Source organism: Mesorhizobium sp. M1A.F.Ca.IN.022.07.1.1, assembly GCF_003997575.1.
In the GTDB taxonomy this organism is placed as follows: Bacteria; Pseudomonadota; Alphaproteobacteria; order Rhizobiales; family Rhizobiaceae; genus Mesorhizobium.
The window spans coordinates 1-2,039 of record NZ_RZST01000571.1 but is presented as its reverse complement, the minus strand read 5'-3'; the positions used below and the strand labels follow the sequence as shown (position 1 = coordinate 2,039).

The 2,039-nt window shown below is 64.5% G+C and carries 1 protein-coding gene and 1 pseudogene; both read left to right on the top strand.

The annotated features are described in order from the left end of the window. The coding region (locus tag EOA75_RS32245) for a hypothetical protein (protein ID WP_164747735.1) at window positions 1-520 on the top strand (520 nt) is incomplete at its 5' end. Beyond that, window positions 520-2,039: pseudogene (locus tag EOA75_RS32240) on the top strand (hypothetical protein); the annotation flags it as partial. The gene EOA75_RS32245 and the pseudogene EOA75_RS32240, both read left to right, overlap by 1 nt.

Below are 2,039 nucleotides of genomic sequence, written 5' to 3'. Positions count from 1 at the left end.
GCCGCAGCCGAGCCCGACGCCGGCCAGCCCGCGCGCGGACAACGCCGGCATCCTGCCGTTGACCGCGCCAAAGTCGAAGCCGCCAAACGAGCAGCAGCAGCGCGACAACAAGCTGTATTCGGTCGTCGCGCCCGAGATGCAGATTGTCGAAAGGAATTTCTCGGCCCTGTCCAATCCATCGGATCAGGCCTTGTCGGCGATCCCGCACGGTTCGGACTATGGCGCGGAATACCTGAAATCGCCCGAGTATCAGCGGGCCTCGAACTCGCTGCGCACCATCATCGCCTCGTACCTCTATAGCGTGTCCGGCGCGACGGCGGCGCCCGCTGAAGTCGAGAACCAAGCGGCCATTCTGACGCCAAAGCCCGGAGAGGCGAAAGCATCGCTTGACGACAAGCTGGCTCGCATCCGGCAGATGGTCGACGCGATCAAGACCGGCGGTTCTGGAACGGTTGCAGCTCCGGTCGCTACTGGCGGCGGCACGACCAGCAACGGCTTGAAGTGGAGCATTGAACCCTGATGCCTACGCTTAACATCCAAGGCCGTAGGGTGCAGGTCGACGACGCGTTTTTGTCGATGACCCCTGAACAGCAGAACGCCGCGGTTGAAGAGATTGCCAAGTCGCTTCCGGGTGGTGCTCCCGCAGCGGCGGCAGGCGGGATGTCTGACGCGGCGAAGGCTGGAATTGCCAGGGCGCAAGAGCTGATGAAGCTGCCCGAGGATGAGCGCCGCAAGCAGCTTCCGCCTGCCGATCCGAATAGTGGACAGCCGGCCGGCGTCCCAGCCTTCGCCCCGGGCGTGCCTGGCTACAACCGCTTGACCGGTGAAATTGATGGCGACGACGGGGTCAGCAAAATCCGAACTGCCTCGGGCGGCATTCTGGAAGGTATCCCGATCGTCGGCCCGATGATCAGGGGTGGCGTCGACCGCGCCGCCGCCGCGACCATCGCCGCCATGAACGGCGAGAAATACGACGATGTCATGAGGCGCATCGAGGCCGGCACCGAAGCTGAAAAATCGATGAACCCGAAGCTCAACACTGCGGCACAGATCACGGGCGCGGTCGCCGGCACAATCCCCGCCATGGCGGCGGCACCGGAAGCGTTCGGCATCGGTGCAACGACCAAGCTCGGCAAGTATGCCGTGCCAGCCATCACCGGCGGTTTGATGAATGGGGCAGATAGCGCGGTCCGGTCAGGTGGCGATCTCAACAAAGCCGGCCTTGGCGCTGGTGTCGGTTTCGCCACGGGTCTTGCGGCTCCATTCCTCGCCCCACTGGCGGGACGTGGCGTAAAAGCCATTGCCGACAAGATCCAGCTTAACTCGATTGCCAGGGCGCTCGGGCTCGACAAGAGCGCGACCAAGGTTCTGGCGGATGCGGTCCGGCAGGATGCCGTAGAGCCCGGCGCGCTGTCGCAGCTCGGCGAGAATGGCATGCTGATGGATCTCGGCCCGAACCTGCGTCATACAGCCGGCGCCGTCGCAGCAACGCCTGGTGAAGGCAAGGCGATCGTGCGCAATGCGATCAGCGCTCGCGATGCCGATGCCAACTGGCGAATTCGGTCCAGCATCAACGAAACGCTCGGGGAAGCGCCGACGCCGTCGCGCATCATCGATCGGGCGAACCGAAACCAGCAGCATCTGCAGCCGGAATATCGGGAAGCCCTTCGCGAGGCCGCCCCGGTCGACGCCACGCCGATCGCGCGCTATCTCGACGCCGAGGCGCAGACCCTGCGTGGTGACGCGCAGAAGGGCATCCAGCGCGTTCGGTCGATGCTGGACTATGTTCCGACACCGCAAGAGATCGAACAGGCTCGCGCTACCGGCCAGCCCGTTCCCAGCGGCCTGGTGACCGATGCCGAGACGCTGCTGAACACCCGTCACGCTATCGACGATCTGTTGCAGACGGCGCAAGGCACAAATCACGTGAACGCCTTGACGACGGCCAGGCAGGCGGTCGACGACGAACTGGCCGCCTCAGTTCCCGGCATCAAGGAAGTCGATGCGAAGTACGCCGAGCTGGCGAGGCAGAAGGAGGC